Annotated in this window: 14 protein-coding genes; 4 read left to right on the top strand and 10 right to left on the bottom strand. The window is 72.5% G+C overall.

Annotation, left to right across the window (positions count from 1 at the left end):
• Nucleotides 1-14 precede the first annotated feature (14 nt).
• From AC0VYN_RS26090 to AC0VYN_RS26105, 4 genes are all read left to right on the top strand, one after another.
• Nucleotides 15-1,472, top strand: coding sequence for a peptidoglycan D,D-transpeptidase FtsI family protein (locus tag AC0VYN_RS26090; RefSeq protein WP_475532927.1), 1,458 nt, complete (start codon nucleotides 15-17; stop codon nucleotides 1,470-1,472).
• A 187-nt stretch (nucleotides 1,473-1,659) separates the two neighbouring features.
• Nucleotides 1,660-2,226 (top strand): SigE family RNA polymerase sigma factor, encoded by a 567-nt coding sequence (locus AC0VYN_RS26095; protein WP_475532928.1) that lies wholly within the window; start codon nucleotides 1,660-1,662, stop codon nucleotides 2,224-2,226.
• Entirely contained in the window at nucleotides 2,223-3,077 is an 855-nt protein-coding gene (locus tag AC0VYN_RS26100) for a hypothetical protein (protein WP_475532929.1), read from the top strand. Before AC0VYN_RS26095 ends, AC0VYN_RS26100 begins: the two co-directional genes overlap by 4 nt.
• 85 nt (nucleotides 3,078-3,162) lie before the next feature.
• Nucleotides 3,163-4,005 carry a pectate lyase gene (locus AC0VYN_RS26105; protein WP_475532930.1) on the top strand — a complete coding sequence of 281 codons (843 nt, stop codon included), beginning with the start codon at nucleotides 3,163-3,165 and terminating at the stop codon, nucleotides 4,003-4,005.
• 77 nt (nucleotides 4,006-4,082) lie between these two features.
• Here the strand turns inward: AC0VYN_RS26105 and AC0VYN_RS26110 are convergent, their stop codons facing one another.
• The 10 genes from AC0VYN_RS26110 to AC0VYN_RS26155 form a co-directional block, all read right to left on the bottom strand.
• Nucleotides 4,083-5,150, bottom strand: a complete 1,068-nt coding sequence (locus tag AC0VYN_RS26110; protein ID WP_475532931.1) for a dienelactone hydrolase family protein — start codon at nucleotides 5,148-5,150, stop codon at nucleotides 4,083-4,085.
• Complete coding sequence (locus AC0VYN_RS26115) at nucleotides 5,134-6,255, bottom strand: pectinesterase family protein (RefSeq protein ID WP_475532932.1); 1,122 nt, start codon at nucleotides 6,253-6,255, stop codon at nucleotides 5,134-5,136. The genes AC0VYN_RS26110 and AC0VYN_RS26115 overlap by 17 nt, the downstream gene beginning before the upstream one ends.
• A gap of 71 nt (nucleotides 6,256-6,326) precedes the next feature.
• Nucleotides 6,327-7,661: a pectate lyase family protein gene (locus AC0VYN_RS26120; RefSeq protein ID WP_475532933.1), complete on the bottom strand. Its 1,335-nt coding sequence runs from the start codon at nucleotides 7,659-7,661 to the stop codon at nucleotides 6,327-6,329.
• Nucleotides 7,662-7,692: 31 nt separating this feature from the next.
• Nucleotides 7,693-8,490: a rhamnogalacturonan acetylesterase gene (locus AC0VYN_RS26125; RefSeq protein ID WP_475532934.1), complete on the bottom strand. Its 798-nt coding sequence runs from the start codon at nucleotides 8,488-8,490 to the stop codon at nucleotides 7,693-7,695.
• A 153-nt stretch (nucleotides 8,491-8,643) separates the two neighbouring features.
• Entirely contained in the window at nucleotides 8,644-10,008 is a 1,365-nt protein-coding gene (locus AC0VYN_RS26130; RefSeq protein WP_475532935.1) for an ABC transporter substrate-binding protein, read from the bottom strand.
• Between the two features lie 156 nt (nucleotides 10,009-10,164).
• Nucleotides 10,165-11,691, bottom strand: coding sequence for a glycoside hydrolase family 43 protein (locus tag AC0VYN_RS26135; protein ID WP_475532936.1), 1,527 nt, complete (start codon nucleotides 11,689-11,691; stop codon nucleotides 10,165-10,167).
• Nucleotides 11,688-12,533, bottom strand: a complete 846-nt coding sequence (locus AC0VYN_RS26140; protein WP_475532937.1) for a DUF6807 domain-containing protein — start codon at nucleotides 12,531-12,533, stop codon at nucleotides 11,688-11,690. The genes AC0VYN_RS26135 and AC0VYN_RS26140 overlap by 4 nt, the downstream gene beginning before the upstream one ends.
• The gene (locus AC0VYN_RS26145) at nucleotides 12,530-13,687 is read right to left on the bottom strand and encodes a Gfo/Idh/MocA family protein (protein ID WP_475532938.1); all 1,158 of its coding nucleotides are present in this window, start codon (nucleotides 13,685-13,687) and stop codon (nucleotides 12,530-12,532) included. Before AC0VYN_RS26145 ends, AC0VYN_RS26140 begins: the two co-directional genes overlap by 4 nt.
• On the bottom strand, nucleotides 13,684-14,583 hold the full coding sequence (locus AC0VYN_RS26150; RefSeq protein ID WP_475532939.1) for a carbohydrate ABC transporter permease: 900 nt from the start codon (nucleotides 14,581-14,583) through the stop codon (nucleotides 13,684-13,686). The genes AC0VYN_RS26145 and AC0VYN_RS26150 overlap by 4 nt, the downstream gene beginning before the upstream one ends.
• Entirely contained in the window at nucleotides 14,580-15,515 is a 936-nt protein-coding gene (locus AC0VYN_RS26155; protein ID WP_475532940.1) for a carbohydrate ABC transporter permease, read from the bottom strand. Before AC0VYN_RS26155 ends, AC0VYN_RS26150 begins: the two co-directional genes overlap by 4 nt.
• Nucleotides 15,516-15,582: the final 67 nt, after the last annotated feature.

The following is a 15,582-nucleotide window of genomic DNA, read 5'->3' on the forward strand; positions in this document are numbered from 1 at the left end:
GTCCTGTGGGCGGGATGAACAAGACGATCAGGCGCGCCTCGGTCTTCACGCTGCTCCTGGTGTTCGCTCTGCTGGTGCGGGCGACCTGGGTGCAGTTCTACGAGGGCCGGGCGCTCGCGGACCACAAGGACAACCGGCGCAACGCGATCGAGACGTACGCGGAGCCGCTCGGGAACATCATCGTGGCCGGACGGCCGGTCACCGGCTCGGCGCCGACGAAGGGCGGCGACCTCACGTACAAACGCTCGTACACGGACGGCAGGCTGTACGCGGCGGTGACGGGCTACGCCTCGCAGGCGTACGCGCCGACCCAGCTCGAGGGCATCTACCAGGACCTGCTCAACGGCACCGACCCGCGGTTGAAGACCCTGATGGACACGGTCACCGGCCGGCGGGCCGATCCGGGCAACGTGCTCACGACGATCGACCCGGACGTGCAGAAGGCCGGACTGGAGGCGCTGGGCGACAAGAAGGGCGCCGCCGTCGCGATCGACCCGGGGACGGGCCGGATCCTCGGGATCGTGTCCACCCCGTCGTACGACCCGTCGTCGCTGACCGACGCCAACACCGCCGGTGAGGCGTGGCAGCGGCTGACGAGCGACCCGGACAAGCCGCTGACCAACCGCGCGCTGCGCCAGCCGCTGCCGCCGGGCTCGACGTTCAAGCTCGTGGTGGCGGCGGCCGCGCTGGAGGACGGGCTGTACGGGTCGGTGGACGAGCGGACCGACAGCCCGGACCCCTACCGGCTGCCGGACACCACGACCGACCTGTCCAACGAGAACCCGGACGCCCCCTGCGAGAACGCCACGATCCGCACCGCGCTGCAGTACTCGTGCAACAACGTCTTCGCGAAGATGGCCGTGGACCTCGGCCAGGACAAGCTGCGCGCGACGGCCGAGAGGTTCGGGTTCAACGACGAGACGCAGGACGTGCCGGTGCGGGCCTACACGAGCGTGTACCCGAAGGACATGAACCGGCCGTCGACCGCACTGACGGGTATCGGCCAGTTCGACGTGACGGCGACCCCCCTCCAGATGGCCATGGTGTCCGCGGCCATCGCCAACGGCGGCCGGCTGGTCTCGCCGCACATGGTGTCCCGGATCACCGGCGGCGCCGGCGACGTGCTGGAGGACTACGACGACTCGGCGGAGACGAAGCGGATCGTCAGCTCAGCCACCGCCGAACAGCTGCGGTCGGCCATGCGGACGGTGGTCGACGAGGGCACGGGGTCGAACGCGCAGATCCCCGGCGCGACCGTGGGCGGCAAGACGGGCACGGCCCAGCACGGCGAGAACAACAGCAAGACGCCGTACGCCTGGTTCACGTCCTACGCCAAGTCCGACTCGTCCGACCGGGAGGTGGCCGTGGCCGTGCTCGTCGAGCAGTCCGACGCGGCCCGCTCCGAGGTCAGCGGCAACGGCCTGGCGGCACCGGTGGCCAAGGCGATGATGGAGGCGGCGCTCAAGGGCTAGTGCCTCGGCACTGGAACGCGGGTCTTCCGGCGAGAGGGCCGGAACTCCCCTCCTCTTCCGGTTCGGTGCGCCATACGGTGTTCGGCGCACCGTACGGTCGGCGCGGCCGGCGCTGCTACAGTTCCGGATTCCGGCCCGGCGCACGGCTGTTCGACGCCGGGGAAGCCGCTGCGAGGAGAGTCCGCCCGTGGGCACAGTCGTCGACGACGCCGCCTCCGTGGAGTTCCACGCCTTCTTCGAGCGCCACTACGCCGAGCTGTCCCGGCTCGCCCATCTGCTGACGGGCGAGCCGGACGCCGCCGACGACCTGGCGGCGGACGCCCTGCTCGCGCTGTGGCACCGCTGGGACCGGGTGCGGGCGGCCGACCACCCGGTGGCGTACGCGCGCGGCGTCGTCGCCAACCTCGCCCGCAGCCGGATCCGCAGCGCGGTGCGCGAGCGCCGGCGCGTCGCCCTGTTCTGGTCGCAGCGCGAGGAGAGGACGGAGAACCCGGACGTCGCGGGCGTGGTGGACGTGCAGGAGGCCTTGCGCGCCCTGCCGTTCCGCAAGCGGGCGTGCGTGGTGCTGCGGCACGCGTTCGACCTCTCCGAGAAGGACACCGCACTCGCCCTGGGCATCTCGGTGGGTACGGTGAAGAGCCAGACGTCGAAGGCAATGGCCGAACTGCAGCGGGTGCTCGGCACGCGGGGAGCACCGCAACAGGTGCACGCGGCGATCGCACGCACCGGCGAGACCGCGGGAAGGAAGCGATGACCGGGCGGCGGGTGGACGAGGAGCTGCGTGCCCGGCTGCACGAGGCGGCCGGGGCGCACGAGCCCGACCGTGCGCGCATCCTGGCCCGTGTCGAGCGCGGCATGGCGGGGCAGGACCACCTTGGCCGCCGGGCGCCCCGGCCGCCGGCGCTGGGCTGGGCCCGGGTGGCCGGCGCGACGGCCGCGGTGGCGGGCGTCCTGGCGGTCGGCGGGTACGCCGTCGCGTCCGCCGTGAAGGACGACGCTCCCGCGCAGCGCTCGGTCGCCACGTCGCCGACGGCCCCGTCCTCCCCGTCGCAGGCCGGCCCCACGAGCCGCGCGCCCGGGCCGCCGCCCGTCGTGCCGGAACCGAGCACCTCCCCCGCGACGCGGGCGCCGGACCGGCCGGCGCCGGCCGACCCCCCGGCGGGCACCGCGACCGCCACCACCCGTCCGCCGGCCGCCTCGGTCGAGGACGGCGCGCTGTGGTCGGACGGCTCGGTCGACCCGCACAGCAACGACTACTGGGCGCAGAGCAACATCACCCTGCGGACGAGCGCTCCGCTGACCGCGCTCACCGTCGAGCTGAGGGTGGCGCAGACCGGCGGGGTGGCCTCCACCGGCGCCTGGCGGTCGCTGCCCGAGGACGACTTCACGTTCACGGTCGACGAGCGGGACGGCTTCCTGGTCCACCGGTGGACGCTCAAGCGGGGCCGTACGGTCCCGGCGGGCGAGTGGGTCTTCGCGGGCCAGTACAACCACGAGCGCGGCGGCCGCGACGCGCACGGCGACCGCTACGCCGCGACGGCCACCGCCGGGTCCGGACACCTGGCGGTCCGGGGCGACTTCGCACCCCACGACGACGGTTCGTGAAAAAAATCCGCGGACCCGGCAACCCTTTCCCCGCGTGCGGCGACCAGGAGACGCAAGGTCCCCCTCCCCACGCAAGGACATGAGCATGACTGCACGAGCTGAACAGCGCGTCCGCCACCGCCGCCGGGTCACCCGGCGCCGCGCGGTGATCGCCTCGGCCACCGCCTTCGGCCTCACGGGTGCGGCGATCGTCACGACGACGATGCTGTCCACCGCCGGCGCCGCCTCGTCCGCTCCGGCCTGGCCCAAGGACACCGGCAGCAAGCCGGTCTCCTCGACGATCCCGGTCTCCGGCACCTACGACGGCAAGCTGAAGAAGTTCTACGGCACCGGCGACCTCGGCACCTCCGGCCAGGACGAGGACCAGGGCCCGATCTTCGAACTGGCGGACGGCGCCGTGCTGAAGAACGTGATCATCGGCACCCCGGCCGCGGACGGCGTCCACTGCAAGGGCTCCTGCACCCTGCAGAACGTCTGGTGGCTGGACGTCGGCGAGGACGCCGCCAGCTTCAAGGGCACGTCGCCGTCGGCCGTGTACACCGTGTACGGGGGCGGCGCGAGGAACGCCGACGACAAGGTGCTCCAGTTCAACGGCGCGGGCAAGCTCGTCGTCACCAAGTTCCAGGTCGAGGACTTCGGCAAGCTGGTCCGCTCCTGCGGCAACTGCAAGAAGCAGTACCAGCGCACGATCGTCATCAACGACGTGGACGTCACCGCGCCCGGCAAGTCGATCGTCGGCGTCAACCAGAACTACGGCGACACGGTCTCGCTGCGCAACATCCGCGTCCACGGCGACAGCAAGAAGAAGATCGAGACCTGCGTCCGCTTCCAGGGCAACAACACCGGCAAGGAGCCCAAGGCGCTCTCCCCGGTCGGCCCCTACGGCAAGACCTGCGACTTCACCGCCGCGGACATCAGCTACGAGTGACGCGTCCGGGCCCCCGCCGGTGACGGCCGGCGGGGGCGCTCCCCCGGCCGCGGCGGGTCGCCCGGCGGCGCGGGGGTTCACGCGAGGACCGTGTCCAGCCAGTCGAAGGCGTCGTCCTGCATGGCGCCGGTGAAGGCGTGTCCCACGCCGGGCACGACCTCGGTGCGCAGCCGGTCACCGGCCCCCAGGGACTCCCAGACCGCCCGGAGCCGGGCGTGGGCGGCGCGGACGCCCTCGGACGTGAAGAGCGGGTCGTGGGCGCCGCCCAGGAACAGCATCGGTCCGGGTGCCGCGAGGCTCGCCACGTCGGGCAGGTCGAGGTGCCGGGCCAGCCCGGGGTGCAGCATGTGGAAGGCCGACTGTCCGCGCAGGGTGTTGCTGCCGGGGACCGTCATCTCCTTCAGGCCGGTCATCCAGCACACGCTCACGGCGGCGGTGACGTCGTCGCTGAGCGCGGCCGTCTGCCAGGCGCGGTAGCCGCCCAGGGAGAAGCCGAGGGCCGCCACCCGGCGGGCGTCCACCCGGTCGAGGCCGGCCAGGAAGCCGGCGGCCCGGACGTCCTCACGGGCCATCAGCCCGGCGAGGGAGCTGCCGAGGTGGAAGAGGGTGCTCGCGAGGGCCTGCTGCCGCTCGTAGGCGAGCGGGTCGCGGTCGCCCCAGCCGAGGGCGTCCAGGCACAGCACCACGTAGCCGCGCCGGGCCAGTTCGTCGCCGGGGAACCGCCGGTCGAAGTGGCGGTCCGCCCAGTCCCGCGCGGCGGCCAGGCGCGTGTCGTCGTACCAGGGCCGGACCAGTTTCTCCTTGCCGATGTCGAAGCGGGAGCCGTGGTCGTGCAGGAGGAGGACGGCCGGGAAGGGCCCGGCGCCCCGCGGGGTGAGCAGGGCGCCGCGGACCCGGCCGTAGCGGGTGAGGGAGAGGGTGACCGTCTCCCTCGTGTATCCGTCGCCGTCGTGGCGGGCGGCGAACTCGGGCGCGTACGGCGTGTCCTCCTGCCGGTCGACGAGCAGGTGTGCCTCGACCGTGGCGCGCGCCGTGCGCCGCCACGCCGCGAAGTCGCGGATCGGCGAGGTGCCCCAGGCGAGCGGGAAGGTCAGCTCGTCCCGGAGCGCCCGGTGGAAGGCGGGCAGGTCACCGGTGGCCGGCACAGGGACGCCAGTCGCCGAGGTACGCCTCCCTGGTGTGTGCCGCGGCCTCGGCGCGGGTCAGCTGCGGACGGTTCGCCGGAACGGTGACCGCCGCGCCGGGGCCGGTGTTGCGGTACTCGCGGAACCGCTGTTCCTGCCACGGGTAGGCGTCGCGCATGTCGGCATAGGGCGCGACCGCGTCGATGCCGCGGCCCAGGTGGGTCTCGCGCACGGTGAGCATCGGGCGGGCGGTGGTGTCGGAGCTGGGCACCCAGGGACGGGCCAGCTTGTAGTAGCCGTCGGGTGCCTCGCTGGTGACACGGCCCCGGGTCACCAGGTAGCCGCGCGGGTTGGCGCCCGCCGTGGACGGCGCGAACACGAAGCCGTAGGGGGCGGCGGCGAGGTCGGTGCGGGTCAGGGTGCGGAAGTGGCAGTCCTCGTAGACCGCGGTCGCCCGGCCGAAGACGAAGTCGACGTCGCCCTCGACGTAGCAGTGGGCGTAGTACTGGCGGGCGAAGTGGTCGAGGGCGCGGGTGTCGGCGTAGAGGGTGTCCTGGTGGCCGAGGAAGCGGCAGTGGTGGAACGCCGTGCGGTCGCCCTGGGCCTTGAGGGCGACGGCCTGGGTCCCGGTCCAGTCGGGGTGGCGGGCGCGCAGCCAGTCGTTGGCGAAGGTGATCCGGCGGGCGGTGAAGCCGTCGGCCTGCACGGTGACGGTGGCCGAGCCGCTGGTGCCGTAGGTGCCGGAGCCGTCGGGCCTGGGGGTGCCGGCCGCGTTGTCGTACACGACGACGGTGTCGCGGGGGTCCTCCGAGGCGCCGATCCAGGTGGCGTCGGTGCGGGTGGCGTCGACGGTGACGGTCTCGCGGTAGGTGCCGGGGGCGAGGACGAGCGTCCAGCCGCCGCCGGTGGCGGCGGTCACGGCGGCCTGGACGGTGGTGAAGTCGCCACGGCCGTGCGGGTCGACGTACAGGGTCTTCGGGGTGCGGCGGGCGGACGGCGAGCCGTGGCGGCCGAACGGGCGGGGGCGGCCGCCGGCGAGGGCCGGAGCGGCGGTGAGGCCGGCGGCGGCGCCCGCGCCCGCGGTGGCGAGCAGGAAGCCTCGGCGGGACAGGGCGGGTCGGTGCATGCGCGGTGCTCCTTCGGGGACGGGGGGTGGGCCGGGGCGGTGCGGACGCCCCGGCCCGGTTCGGGGGTGCGTCAGCGCAGGCGGCCGGCGCCCGCTCCGTGGTCGACGACCGCGGGGACGGCCTTCGCCGGCAGGACCTTGGTGCGCAGGGTCGGCGTCCAGCCCGCGCCCGGCCGGAGGGTCTCGCCCGGGATCTGGGCGTTGTGCACGGCGATCAGGTCGACGGTGCGGCCGTTGACCTGGTTGTGCGCGGCGGTGACGGGTGCCTCGCTCCACTTCTTCAGGACCTTCGCGGCGCTGACCCCGGCCGGGAGCGTGAAGGCGTTGTGCTCGGCGACGAGCGCGGACTCCTTGCCGACGCCGAAGCTGTAGGCGTAGTCGTCCGCGGCCACGAAGTGGTTGTTGTAGACGTCGACCTGGCCGAAGCGGACGCGGGGCGCGCGCTCGACGAGGTTCTCGAACAGGTTGTGGTGGAAGGTCACCTTGAGGTGGCCCCGGTCGCCGACGGCGGTGGACTCGCTGTCGCTGTTGCCGATCAGGATCGTCTTGTCGTGCTCGCTGAAGACGTTCCAGGATGCGGTGACGTAGTCGGCGCCCTTGACGATGTCGAGCTGGCCGTCGTGCTGCTGGTAGAGCATGCCGAAGTGGGTGGGGGCCGCGCTGTCGGGGTGTTCGCCGTCGGTGAAGGTGTTGTGGTCCAGCCAGACATGGGTCGAGCCGTGGACCACGGCACTGTCGTACTCGGAGTTCCAGTTGCCCTTGTCGCCGTCCGTGGGGTCCCACTGCGGGAAGCAGTCCACGGGGCTCTCGAAGGTGAGGTTGCGGACGATGACGTTGTCCACGCCCTTGATCTGGAGGCTGGCGCCCTTGAATCCGGCGTTCCTGCCGACGCCGATGACGGTGGTGTCGGCCGGGACGTTCGCCTTGATCGACTGGTCCTGCCGGGCGGCGGAGGTGCGGCGCAGGCCCTCGGGGCTGTCGTCGGGCTCGTCGGCCAGGTCGGTGTCCAGGCCCCAGTTCTCGGGCGAGTACTTCTCCAGATAGGCGTCGAAGTCGTAGCCGGGGGCGGCGAAGGCGTCGCAGCCCTCGGACACGGCGTCGATAGTCCCCTTCACCTTGATGATCCTCGGCCCGTCGCCGCCGGCGGCGAGGGCGGCCCTGAACTCGGCCCAGGTGGTGACCGTGTAGACGTGCGCGGCGTCGGCGGCGGCGCCGCCCGTGGTGCCGGTGCCCTGGGAGGCCCAGCCGTCCTTCGCCGGCAGCGTCTGCCGGGCGGCGTCCCGGGAGTGGTGGTGGCCGGGTCGGGCCTCGGCGGCGGCGGCGGTCAGGCTCAGGACGAGGGCGGTGCAGCCGGCCAGCGCGGCCGCCTTCTTTATGGCATGCCCATGCCATCTCTGTGTGCTCATGGTGCGGCTCTCCTTCTCGGGTTCGGGGGTGTTACGCGGTACCCGGCCGCGGCCAGGTGATCCAGGACGCGGGGATGTCCTCGTCCGCCCGGCGCACGTCCCGGGGCGCCAGCACCCGCGTGCGCAGCAGCTCCCGCGCGACCAGCCGGGCCACCTCGATCGCGCCCGGCGGGTTGAAGTGGGTGTTGTCCTGTTCGGTGGCGGTCCAGTTGAAGTACGTCTTGGTCTCCTCGACGCCGAGCCGCTGCCACAGCGCGAGCGACAGCGCCTGAACGTCGAGCAGCGCCACGCCCTCCTCGGCGGCCAGCGCCCGCATCGCCGCCGGGTACTCGCCGTGACTGGGCTGCGCGTCGCCGACCGCGTCGAACCGGCGCCGCTCGACGGGCGTGGCCAGCACCGGCCGTGCCCCGCGGCTCCGGGCGCCGTCGACGTACAGGCGCAGGTGGTCCTGGTACGTGGTCCAGGGCTCGGTGTAGCGGGTGGGGTCCTCGCGCTTCTCGTCGTTGTGCGCGAACTGGACCAGGAGCAGATCACCGGGCCGGATCAGGCCGAGGACCGCGTCCAGCCGGCCCTCGTCCACGAAGCTCTTGGAACTCCGCCCGTTCACCGCGTGGTTCGCGACGGGCGTCCGCCTGTGGAGGAAGAACGGCAACGCCATGCCCCACCCGGTCTCGGGCGCGGCGTCGGCGTACTTCTGCGCGGCGGTGGAGTCGCCGGCGATGTGGAGGGTGCGGGGCCGGTGCCCGCCGGCCCGCGCGGTGCCGGCGGCGGCGAACGCGAGGGGAACGGCGGCGGCGGCCGCGGTGACTTGCCTTCGGCTGAGTGACACGCCGGGCGACCTCTCATGACGGGGGACGGACGGCTCCCGGGGGGAGCGGGGCTGTATCGGTATGCGGCTCCGCCGCTTGGGCGCGACCGGCCGGGGACGGCCCGCGGCCTGCGATCCGCAGGCCGCCCCACGGCGATGTCCGGCTCAGGGAGGTCAGCCCATCTGCTCGTTCCACTCGGCCTGCGCCTCGTTGAGCTGCTCCGCCATCGTGTCGAGGAACGCCTTCGCGCTCATCTTGCCGAGCAGCACCTTCTGGAAGTTCGGCTCGTTGTCCGCCTTGGAGATGGTGTTCCAGTCCGGCAGGTAGTACGGCAGCTGGACGATGGTCGTGGACCCGTCGTTCAGCGCCTCCGCGGCCAGCTTCGTCGGCTCGGCCTTGGAGATCCACGCGTCCTTCGCGGCATCGGTGTTGGACGGCACCTGCCCGGCCGCCTCGTTGAACCTCGAGTTCTGCTCCTTCGAGGTGGCGAACTCGATGAACTTCCAGGCGGCCTCCTTGTTCTTGGAGCTCTTGAAGAGTCCCAGCCCGTCGACCGGGTTGGACACCTGGACCCGCTTGCCGGACGGGCCGGCCGGCTGCGGGATGCCGCGGAACTTGCCGACGCCGAGCGCCTTCACGTGGTCCTGGTAGGAGCCCAGGTTGTGGTTGAGCATGCCGATCGTGCCCGAGTCCCACTGGGCGACCATCTTGGCGAAGTCGTTGTTGACGTCGGCGGCCGGCGTGACCTTCTTGTAGAGGGCCGCGTACTTCTCCAGCGCCTCGACGTTCTTCGGGTCGTTGACGGTGGTCTTCTTCTTGTCCGCGTCCCAGAACGAAGTGATGCCGGACTGCCCGTACATCGCGTCGAGCGCCTGCGCGATGGAGCCGGAGCCGCCGCGGATGGTGTAGCCGAACTCGTTCTTGCCCGCGGCGGTGAGCTTCTCGGCCGCCGTGTAGAAGGCGTCCCAGGTCGTGGGTGCCTCGAGGCCCGCCTTGTCGAACAGGTCGGTGCGGTAGTAGAGGACGCCGTTGTTGGCCGACGTCGGCACCGAGTACAACCGGCCGTCGCCGCCGCCGGCGGCCCGCAGCGACTCGATCATGTCCTTGTTGACCCTGCCGTTCAGGGACGACCCGGTGAGCCGGTTGTCCAGCGGCTCCAGCGCGTTCTGGGCGGAGAAGCCGGCGAGCATCGCCGCTCCGACGCCGCCGACGTCCGGCAGACCGCCGCCCTGGATGGCGGTGTCGACCTTGGACTGGTACTCGGTGGCGGCGATGCCGACGTACTCGACGTCGATGTCCGGGTTCGCCTTCTCGAAGTCGGCGATGACCTCCTTCCAGACGGCCGTGCGGATACCGCCGTTGTTGTCCCAGAAGACGATCTTCCCCTTGCCGCTGCCCTCGGCGCCCTCGTCGCCGCCCGCCCCGCTGCCGTCGTCACCGCAGGCGGTGGCGGTCAGCGCGAGCACGGCGCCCAGGGCGACGGCGACGGACGTCCGGCGCCTGGCGGTGCTTCTGCTGCTGCGCATGCTGATCTTCATTGGTCGGCTCTCTTCTTCTGGATCCAACAGTGCGGTGCTGAACGACGTGGGGGGGATGGTGCCGTGAGTGGTTCAGGGGGTTCTGCCGGCGTCCGGCAAGCGCTTGCTCCGGAAGTGCGTCATTGCGGCTCCCAACAGGCGTACGGGTGGACGGGGTTATCGGGGTCCGATCCGGAACCGGGTGAACTCGGCGGCACCGGCGGGTCCCCGGCCCGCGGGCGCGAGCGCGAACAGGCCGAGCAGGGCGCCGACCCAGCGCCAGGGGGTGGCGGCGAAGACCTGGCCGGTGGGCCGGTGGCCGTCGCCGAGGTCGTAGGAGAAGCGGCAGCGTGCCCCGGGCGCCGTCTCGATCCGCAGCCGCACCCGGCCCTCGGGGGCGACGCGGGGACGGTCGGCGTCGCGCTCGGCCTCCGCCACCGACTCGGCGAACCGGTGCACCAGGTGCACCGCCCCGTCCGCGCCCCGCTGGAGCCCGATCCAGCGGTAGGCGTCGCCGAGCACCGCGAGTCCGGCCCGGGCGCCCGGCTCCGTGCTGTCCAGGCGCAGTTCCACCTCTACGGCCGACGGCAGGCCGGGCAGCCGCTGCGTCAGGACGTTGGGCAGCCTGCGCAGGTCGTGCGCGTCGTCCGTGCGGACGCAGGCGAGCCGGAGCCCGTCCCCGGAGTGCCGGGTGGCCCAGCCGTCGCCGGGGTTGGCGGTCCACGACCACTGCCGTCCGTACCGTCCGCCGGGGAAGTCGTCGTCGGTCGCGGGCGCGGCGGGCGGCTGCGGCGGCAGCGCGGGACGCCGGTGGGCGGTCACCGGGGCGCCGTCGTCGCCCAGGACGGGCCAGCCGTCCGTCCCCCAGCTCATCGGCTGGAGGTGGACCACCCGGCCGTACGCGCCGCGCTGCTGGAAGTGCAGGAACCAGTCCTCGCCGGCCGCGGTGCGCACCCAGCCGCCCTGGTGGGGGCCGTTGACGTCGGTGTCCTTCTGCTCCAGGACGACCTTCTCCTCGTACGGTCCGAAGAAGTCGCGGGAGCGGAAGGCGCCCTGCCAGCCGGTCTCCACTCCCCCGGCGGGCGCCAGGATCCAGAACCAGCCGTCGTGCCGGTACAGCTTGGGGCCCTCCAGGGTGAACCAGCCGGGGATGCGGTCGGCGTCGACGATCACCTTGCCCTCGTCGAGGAGCCCGGTGCCGTCGGGGTGCATGCGGTGTCCCGTGAGGCGGTTCTTGATGCCGGAGCGGGAGCGGGCCCAGGCGTGCACGAGGTAGGCCTCGCCGGTCTCCTCGTCCCACAGGGGGCAGGCGTCGATCAGGCCCTTGCCGGGCTTGACCAGGTGCGGCTCGGTCCACGGACCTTCGATCCCGGGGGCGTTGACCTGGAAGACGCCCTGGTCGGGGTCGCCCCAGAAGATCCAGAAGCGGCCGGCGTGGTGACGCAGGGACGGGGCCCAGACGCCGCAGTCGTGCCGGGGCGCGGCGAAGGCGTCCGCCGGTTCCAGGCGGTCCAGCGCGTGGCCCGCCAGGGTCCAGTTGACCAGGTCCCGGGAGTGCAGCAGCGGCAGGCCGGGGGCGCGGCCGAAGCTGGAGGCGGTCAGGTAGAAGTCGTCGCCGACGCGGACGACGTCCGGGTCGGACCAGTCGGCGTTCAGGACCGGGTTGGTGTACGTGTCCGCGTTCTCGGGGGTCGTGGGGGTCATGGGCTCACCGCCTTCCGTACGAGGGCCGCGGCGCCGCCGGCGTCGAGGCGGCCGTCGGCGACGACGGTGACGACGCGACGGACGAGGGTGTCGCCGGGGGCGAGGGGCAGCCGCTCGTCGTGGGCCAGGGAGGAGCCCACGCCGGGGTACTCCTCGGTGCGCACGAACCAGGGGTCGCGCCGGGTGCGTTCGGTGGCCCCGGCGAACACCAGCGACCAGGTGTCGCCGGTCAGGGCGAGCCAGTCGGCGCGGCGGCCGTGGACCGCCTGCGTGCCCTCGGCGTGGGCGGTGAGGACGTGGGGGGCCGTGCTCTCCTTGCGGGCCCGCCAGAAGAAGCCGCCGTAGGCCGCTCCGGGGCGCCCGTTGGTCGCGGGGCTGCCGATGGTGAGGGGGTCCGGGGTGACGTTGGTGAGGGAGAAGGTGAAGTCCAGTGCCCAGGCGGTGTCCGTGAGTCCGGTGGCGGCGACGGTGCGGCGCTCGCGCAGCAGCTCGGTGCCGGCGGCGACCCAGCGCAGCTCCTCGACGAAGCCGTCGGGGTCGCGGAGCTGGAAGGCGGAGTGCCGCTGGGCGCCGTGGTTGTCGAGCTCGGTCGGCCCCCGGTCGCGGACGTAGGTGCGCCCGCCCCAGAAGTTGTGGCCCTCGACGTCGGGAACGGCGACACCGACGCCGAGGTGATGGAGGTGGTCGGCGGGGCTGAACTCGGTGACCGCGGTGCCGGCCAGGGTGGTGACGGGGTGCAGGTAGGGGCGCGGGGAGAGGCGGGCGGGCAGTTCGGGTCGGACGACGTACCGGCCGACGGGGCGGCCCGCCACGCGCAGCACCGCGGAGTCGGCGCCGGTCATCGGGTGCTCACCTCTTTCAGCGGCTGCTCCGTGCGCGGCGCCCACGGGGCGCCGAGTTCGGAGTAAAGGGAGAGGGTGTCGGCGGCGGCGGCCACGAGTGGGTCGATGCCGGGGACCACGCGGCGGCGCTCGCCGGGGACGCGGTGCCAGGCGCCGTCGGGCAGCGGCTCCGGGTCGGAAGCCCGGCGGATCGCCTCCACGACCTTCATGAACGCACCGGTCCCGTCCGGCGGGACGAGGAGCGCGGCGCCGGTGGTGAGGTGGTCGACCAGGTTCTCCAGCAGGTCGGTGCGGCCGTGGACGTACTCCTCGGGGCCGTGGCCGGCGCGCTGGAGCAGGACGCGGTCCTGCTTGTACCAGAAGGTGATCCGCCCGCTGGTGCCGTGCACCAGGACGTAGGGCTCGTCGGCCCGCTCCGCGCACAGGGTCGCGGCGACGGTGACGCGGTGTCCCCGCGTGGTGGTGATCCGCACGCAGGACGTGTCGTCGGCCTCGATGTCATTGGCGTGGCCGAGCTCGGTCTCGATGCCGGCGACGTCCTCGGCGCGGTCGGTGCCGCCCAGCGCGAGGGCGGTGGCGACGGCGTGCGCGAGGGGGTTGGTCAGCGCGCCGTCGATCACGTCGGCACCGTCCAGCCGCCGCCGGCCCGCCCAGGGCGCCCGGCGGAAGTAGGCCTCGTCGCGCACCCAGGCGCCGGCCCCGCCGACGCCCGTGACATCGCCGATGGCGCCGTCGGCGATCAGCGCGCGGATCGCGGGCACGGCGTGCGAGCCCAGCGACTGGAATCCGACCTGGCAGGCGACGCCGGCCTCGGCGACCCCGTCGGCCATGCGCCGGAACTCGGCGTACGACGGTGCCGGGGGCTTCTCGAGCAGCAGGTGCACGCCCCGGCGGGCGGCGGTCAGCGCCAGGTCGGTGTGGGTGGGGATCGGCGTGCAGACGACGGCGATCCGGGCGCCGGTGGAATCGAGCAGTGCTCCGAAGTCGGCGGACTGCTCGGGGAGTTCGCCGCCGGCCTCCTGCTCGGTCAGCGGGGTGAGCTCGCAGATGCCGGCCAGGCGGACCAGGCCCGCCCGCTCCAGTCGGCGGATGTTGGCGACGTGCCAGCGGCCGTGGCCGCGGGCGCCGGCGAGGACGACGGGAACCCGGCTCATCCCTTCACCGCCCCCGCGCTGAAGCCGGTGATCAGCCACTTCTGGATGAAGGCGAAGACGATCACGACGGGGACCGCGGCGATGATGCCGCCCGCGGCGAGCGCGCCGAGGTCGACGCTGTCCGCGCTCATCAGGGTGTTGAGGCCGACCGGGATGGTCTGCTTGTCCTGGTTGTTGAGGAACATCAGGGCGAACAGGAAGTGGTTCCAGGAGTGCACGAAGGCGAAGGAGCCGACGGCGATCAGGCCCGGCCGCAGCAGCGGCAGCACGACGACCAGGAAGGCCCGCATCCGGCCGCAGCCGTCGACCCAGGCGGCCTCCTCCAGGGAATAGGGGACGTTCTTGATGAAGTTGCTGATGAGGATTATCGACAGCGGCAGCTGGAAGACCGTCTCGGCGATGATGACGCTGACGAGCGAGTTGATCATCTGGAGCTCGGCGAAGATCTCGAACAGCGGGACCAGCAGCAGCGCGCCGGGCACGAACTGGGAGCAGAGCAGGCCGAGCATGAAGCCCCGCTTGATCTTGAAGTCGAACCGGGCGAGGGCGTAGCCGCCGGCCAGGGCGACGAGCGTCGTCATGACCAGGGTGGCGAGGCCGACCAGCACGCTGTTCTGGAAGAAGGTGCCGAAGCTGCGGTCGGTCCAGACCTTCTCGAAGTGCTCGAAGGTGATGGGCCAGGGCACGAGCGAGGTCGAGCCCGCGGGCCGCACCGCGAAGAGCAGGATCCAGTAGAACGGGATCAGGGTGAAGACCAGGTAGATCCCGAGCGGCAGGTAGATCTGCCAGCGGGGGACCTCGTCCCAGGCGGGGCGCTTCCTCTTCGCCGGGCGCGGCGGCTCGTGGCCGGTGCGCACGGGCGCGGGGGCGGGCGCGGGGGCCTCCTTGGTGATCACTTGTTCTCGCCTCCGAACTTGCTCAGCCGCAGGTAGACGATCGAGCAGAAGAGCAGGATCACGAACGCGACCGTGGTGAGGGCCGACGCGTAGCCGAAGTCGTGCGCGTCGACGCTGGTGTTGGCGATGTAGAGGGGCAGGGTGGTGGTCTCGCCCGCGGGTCCGCCGCCGGTCAGGGTGTAGAGCAGGTCCACGTTGTTGAACTCCCACACCGCTCGCAGCAGGGTGGACAGGATGATGGCGTCCTTCAGGTGCGGCAGCGTGATGTGCCAGAACTGCTTGAGCCGGCTGGCCCCGTCGACCTCGGCGGCCTCGTACAGGTCCTTCGAGACGGACTGGAGGTCGGCGAGGATGAGGATCGCGAAGAAGGGGACGCCGCGCCACAGGTCGGCGACGACCGCCGCGGAGAACACGGTCGAGGTGTCCGACAGCCAGCTGGTGCCGTAGGAGCCGATGCCCATGTCGGCGAGGTAACGGGTCACGCCGGTCTGGGAGTTGTAGAGCAGCACCCAGATCGCGGAGGTCAGCACGCCGGAGACCGCCCACGGGGAGAAGACCAGGGCGCGCCCGACCCCCCGGCCCACGAAGGTCTGGTTGACGATGAGCGCCAGCGCCAGGCCGAACAGCAGCTGGAGCCCGACCTCGACGAAGACCCACTTGGCGCTGAAGACGAGCGTGTCCCAGAACTGCGGGTCGTCGGTGAAGATCCTGACGAAGTTGTCGAGGCCCGCGAAGCCGTTCCGCCACGGCTTGGTCGGGTTGTAGTTCTGCAGGCTGTAGTAGAAGACGCTGACGACCGGGTAGGCGATGAAGCCCAGCATCAGCAGGGCGGCCGGGCCGATCAGCAGGTACGGGAGCCTGCGCGGCGTGGCGGAGGCACGGCGCCGCCTCGGTGGCGCGGGCGGTTTCGCCACGGCTGCGGCTTGTGCCATGACAGTTCTCCGTTCTCGTACGACGTGCGTGGGTGGTGCGTGTGCGGTGCGCGCCCGCGGGGCGGGA

The organism is Streptomyces sp. 63XJN7_1_ISO-PGPR-S23-121 (genome assembly GCF_056173025.1).

What these genes read in the sequence shown, in the direction of transcription:
- AC0VYN_RS26090 (WP_475532927.1), top strand. Translation starts at nt 15, where the DNA reads ATGAACAAGACGATCAGGCGCGCCTCGGTCTTCACGCTGCTCCTGGTG.
- AC0VYN_RS26135 (WP_475532936.1), bottom strand. Translation starts at nt 11,691, where the DNA reads ATGACCCCCACGACCCCCGAGAACGCGGACACGTACACCAACCCGGTC.
- AC0VYN_RS26100 (WP_475532929.1), top strand. Translation starts at nt 2,223, where the DNA reads ATGACCGGGCGGCGGGTGGACGAGGAGCTGCGTGCCCGGCTGCACGAG.
- AC0VYN_RS26140 (WP_475532937.1), bottom strand. Translation starts at nt 12,533, where the DNA reads ATGACCGGCGCCGACTCCGCGGTGCTGCGCGTGGCGGGCCGCCCCGTC.
- AC0VYN_RS26155 (WP_475532940.1), bottom strand. Translation starts at nt 15,515, where the DNA reads ATGGCACAAGCCGCAGCCGTGGCGAAACCGCCCGCGCCACCGAGGCGG.
- AC0VYN_RS26130 (WP_475532935.1), bottom strand. Translation starts at nt 10,008, where the DNA reads ATGAAGATCAGCATGCGCAGCAGCAGAAGCACCGCCAGGCGCCGGACG.
- AC0VYN_RS26105 (WP_475532930.1), top strand. Translation starts at nt 3,163, where the DNA reads ATGACTGCACGAGCTGAACAGCGCGTCCGCCACCGCCGCCGGGTCACC.
- AC0VYN_RS26115 (WP_475532932.1), bottom strand. Translation starts at nt 6,255, where the DNA reads ATGCACCGACCCGCCCTGTCCCGCCGAGGCTTCCTGCTCGCCACCGCG.
- AC0VYN_RS26120 (WP_475532933.1), bottom strand. Translation starts at nt 7,661, where the DNA reads ATGAGCACACAGAGATGGCATGGGCATGCCATAAAGAAGGCGGCCGCG.
- AC0VYN_RS26145 (WP_475532938.1), bottom strand. Translation starts at nt 13,687, where the DNA reads ATGAGCCGGGTTCCCGTCGTCCTCGCCGGCGCCCGCGGCCACGGCCGC.